This is a genomic window from Novipirellula sp. (assembly GCF_041583735.1).
GTDB lineage: Bacteria > Planctomycetota > Planctomycetia > Pirellulales > Pirellulaceae > Novipirellula.
The window spans coordinates 1-4,068 of the sequence record NZ_JBFHFD010000732.1 but is presented as its reverse complement, the minus strand read 5'-3'; the positions used below and the strand labels follow the sequence as shown (position 1 = coordinate 4,068).

The window sequence follows — 4,068 nt, the reverse complement described above, 5'->3', positions numbered from 1 at the left end:
TTATCGCAACTAGCTGCGTGGCCTGCGTTGGTTTTGCAATTCATTCCACCGCTGGCGTAACGAGCGAATTTCCCGTTGGTGATCGTGCAACATCTTGTCATCGCAGTCCGTTACACTAGCATCACTGGTCGATCCCAACGGTTGTCTGCTTGACGGGCCACCCAAGGGGCGGAACGCCACTGCAACCATGCTCGATTCATGCTTGCTACAATCTGCGATAACCATGCGATGGTGACGGAGCGGCGGCATCGTTTTTCCATGTGGTTCGTCACCGTTCGCCGCCCGCATATCGCTCCCGTTCCCCGACTAACGATCTAAATGGCAACGCAACGCGACGAGTTTGACCCACCGCAGGAATTGCTGGCTGCGGTTGTTGAACAGGTCGCGATTCCAACGCTATCCGAAGTCGCCAAAGAGATCGGTGTCACGTGCATCGCATCCGTGCACGTGTGTGTTCGCGACGATCGAAAACACAAACTGAATATTGATGGGCCCGCCATTTCGTCCGTCGCGGTTGACGAAAATACAGAGGTCCGACTTCGGTTCCGACGGACATATCGCGACGACCGAGTGCTTTTTGCGATGGATACTCAACATGCTGACGTATGGCGTGATTCGGGTTTCTCAGGCGTCTGGCTTCACGGTGACGTCGTCACCAGCGATACCGGCACGACATGCCGGATTCGCGGGAAAACTATCTGCTACAATCAAGACTGGCACAATTGGTAGCCCTGCCAGTATCCGTAAGAGCGGGGAACAATGACATGCACGCGAGGACGGGAGTCGCGTTCTTGTGTGTGCTTGCAAGTCGTTTGCCCGTCCCGCGTGATGTCCGCCGTTACCCGACTGAAGATCAACGTTGACTGATCCATACCGCCCGCCTGATCCCGACATTCATGATCGCGAGTCGGAAGCTGACGCGCCGCCTACCGTTACGTTTTCAGGTGGCTTTCGATCACACCTGAAATGGAGCGCAGGAATTGCTGCACTGGGTGCTGGATGCAACTACCTTTTTGCTCCGTTCCCTCAGGGTTTTTTTACGATACTTATTGTGGTTGCGATCCTAACTGCGCTGTGCGTTACATTTTCACTTGACGGGATTCCCATTTCCGGGCCGAAACGTGTTTCCAAGGCCATCACGCCTGCGTTCTTCGGATTGCTCGGGATTGCAGCAATCGTCTCTGGTGGGGTCGCTGCCGTACGCGCTTTCTACGAAAACGTTATTGGGATAGATCCCAACCTGGCCGCTGACTCGTTCTTCGCCAATTTCGTCTTACTGTTCCTAGTGTTCTTCGTCGCTGTACTTTTCGTTATGCTTGTGACGTCCGGTTCGATGCTTGCTCGCTACAACGAGTGATCCACCGTACGCCAAAAACGGCGGGTAACCATCGCATGCAACGGAGGACGGGTGGTTCGTTTTCTCGTCTGCGTGCAAGTCTCTCGCCCGTCCCCGCTGATGCGTAACGTTCTGACACGCTTGAGTCGTTTTTGATTCGACCTCCAATGTGGTCATGACGATGCGCGTGTCGTGGCGGACGTGAATGCTGACAGTGCATTGACGCAATGGACCGTTTTTGCTTCGGTCGACCATAGTTTCCCACCCCGTTCAATTGCTTCGATCGCAATCATCTTTCTGCCCCACATCTTTTTGCCATTGCTCCGGCGCTGGTAGCGTCACCATTTGCTTGCACGGCTGGATCAACTCATGCTAAACTCACGCAACGTTGGGCTCGTTTCGCTGCGAGCTTGGTAAGCACCGCTCGCGGTCAGAACCATGCGGTCAACGGGAGTTCGCGAGCCAGTCCACTTTAATAAAACATCAAACCCGCGAACCCCGTTACCGCGGTCGTTACCCGACTGAAGTAATGCGTACACTTGATCGAACTCCAGTGCACCAACGTTTCTTGATGGTCGGTTGGCGTATGTCTTCGTCATCATGGCAATCCGAGACGCAATCCGTTCTGGATTGGCTCGCTGGCCCTGACTGCGAGTTGAGCGCGGACGAATGCAGAACGATGTCCGATCTAATCTCGGTTCCCCTGCGGCCTACAATGCTGCCGCTTGTTGTCTTGCATGCATACGCCGACGTCGAATCTGGCACACACTGGAATTGCGTGTTTGACCCACGACACCCCGCATCCCATGAACCAACAAATGCCATCCTCGCGTACTGCGTCATCTGGCACCGCATCGTGGCCCAATCACTTTCCGATGGACACCACCAAATTGCGGTCGTCGACTTTCCCGACGGCACACCGGAAATGATTGCCGGACTGGACGAAGATGCACAACGCGAGGATGTCGGCTACATTGGTCTTTGCGATCACACGTCAATTGACTCGATCACAACACACTTAAACGGCGGGTAACCAAGCGATGAACGCGGAGTGGCCGACAGCGCGTTTTCAAATGGAAGATTAACCGCGGCCACCCGGTTATCGCAATCGTTCGCCAAGGCAAGAGATGCCCACAAGCTAGAGTTGACATGCCAATCGACTTACACAACGTGTATCTCTTCGTAATGCTTGCTGTGCCATTGATCGTTATACGAATGACATCAGGCCATGGTCTGTGGTTCGGCGCGCTATGCAGTATCGTCGTCTTCTTGGTGCTCGGCGGACGCGTTTGGGCTCATGGGAACGACCTCCGGAAGCGCGGTCCTGACAGATGGCAAAAGTATGTGTTTGTGAATCTCGCTTTCAATTCCGTTTGCACAATTGCAGTGCTCGGTTTGTACTGGGTATACTGATCGCTACCTGGATGGCGCGGACTCAAGAACGCATCGGCCACCGTGTTCGGACGCGGCGTCCTACTTACAAAGAAAACCTGGCGAACCATCGCATGCACGGGAGTGGCGGTGGCCAGTCGATTTTGAAGGCAACGTCAACTCCCGCCACCCCGTGATGCGGGTCGTTCCGTCACAAAGGAGGCTCGATGACTAGCTCGTTGCCAACCGACTTTCTTGACAAATGTTCAACCTCTGAACGCACACAGGTCGAGCAATGGTGGAATTCGCTGCAAGATAACAATCGCGACGACGTCCGTGTGCTGCTGGATCGACGTCACGACTCCCTTGCGTACGTCTACGCGAGTGACGAGTTTGGGAGCGTCGACTGGCATACGATTCCATTCGTTGATGATGAACTTCCAATTGACGATGAGGACGATTACGAAAACGAATGGGAACTCGACTACTTTCACCACCTGCTTGACCAACCCGGCTTTACGCTTGGGCAAGATGTTGTAGTTAGGACATTCCACATCTGCTCGCTGCATTTGTCGGCAATCCACGCTCATCAAAACGGCATCATTGATTCGTCGTTCAATTGTTCGGATCGTAAACCTGATTGCCCGATAGTTCGATTCATGATGGATTTTGATTCGGCGCGGCTTATTGGGTACACTTCAAATTTACGCCGAAGCGTTTGGATTTGCGAACGTAAAGCAAGGACGGAACCATGCGATTCAACGGAGCCGGGCTTGCAAGGTTTCTCAGATGGAAGATCAACCGTCCCGGCCCGCTGATCGCCGCCGTTATTGGATGTGGCGCGGTCGTTGCTCGGTCGATTGGTGCGCGGTCGATGCGGATGCTCGAACGCTTGCTCGGCCCACACACTTGCTCGGGCGCACATGCTTGCTCGGTCGGATTGCTTGCTCGGTCGGATTGCTTGCTCGGTCGGATTGCTTGCTCGGTCGCATGTTGCTCTGTCTTGCTTCGTTCAACTACAATGGCGTTTTGGCATTCGCCGAACTGGAGAATCAATCGACGGTTCCCCCAACTACCATCCAATAACCATGCGATGATGACGGAGCGGCGGCATCGTTTTTCGATGTGGTTCGTCACAGTTCGCCGCCCGCATATCGCTCCCGTTATCCCAATCGACCATTTCCTTCTCCACAATCAGTTTGGTGTCCCCACATGAGCTTGGATGTTCGGTTTTCAACCGCTGAATCGACGATGGGCACGAAAGCCACCGTTCGTGAGCAATTTCTTTCGGCGTGCGAACAGATTATTGGTGCGCCGATTCCTCGTCAGGGCCCAACCGAAGTGGTGATCGACGATGCTTT

At 54.2% G+C, this 4,068-nt stretch carries 5 protein-coding genes; 3 read left to right on the top strand and 2 right to left on the bottom strand.

Translation table 11 applies throughout. The features are described from left to right. Positions 1-318 precede the first annotated feature (318 nt). A complete protein-coding gene (locus ABX962_RS31805) occupies positions 319-729 on the top strand; it encodes a hypothetical protein (RefSeq protein WP_372725648.1) in 411 nt (136 codons plus the stop codon). Positions 730-859: 130 nt separating this feature from the next. Continuing rightward, positions 860-1,357: a hypothetical protein gene (locus ABX962_RS31800; RefSeq protein WP_372725646.1), complete on the top strand. Its 498-nt coding sequence runs from the start codon at positions 860-862 to the stop codon at positions 1,355-1,357. Between the two features lie 341 nt (positions 1,358-1,698). Here ABX962_RS31800 and ABX962_RS31795 read toward each other — a convergent pair whose 3' ends face one another. Continuing rightward, the gene (locus tag ABX962_RS31795) at positions 1,699-1,938 is read right to left on the bottom strand and encodes a hypothetical protein (RefSeq protein ID WP_372725644.1); all 240 of its coding nucleotides are present in this window, start codon (positions 1,936-1,938) and stop codon (positions 1,699-1,701) included. Between the two features lie 77 nt (positions 1,939-2,015). Between ABX962_RS31795 and ABX962_RS31790 the strand changes: the two genes are divergently transcribed. Then, on the top strand, positions 2,016-2,369 hold the full coding sequence (locus ABX962_RS31790; RefSeq protein WP_372725642.1) for a hypothetical protein: 354 nt from the start codon (positions 2,016-2,018) through the stop codon (positions 2,367-2,369). 604 nt (positions 2,370-2,973) lie between these two features. Here ABX962_RS31790 and ABX962_RS31785 read toward each other — a convergent pair. Further along, entirely contained in the window at positions 2,974-3,276 is a 303-nt protein-coding gene (locus ABX962_RS31785; RefSeq protein WP_372725640.1) for a hypothetical protein, read from the bottom strand. Between the last annotated feature and the right edge of the window lie 792 nt (positions 3,277-4,068).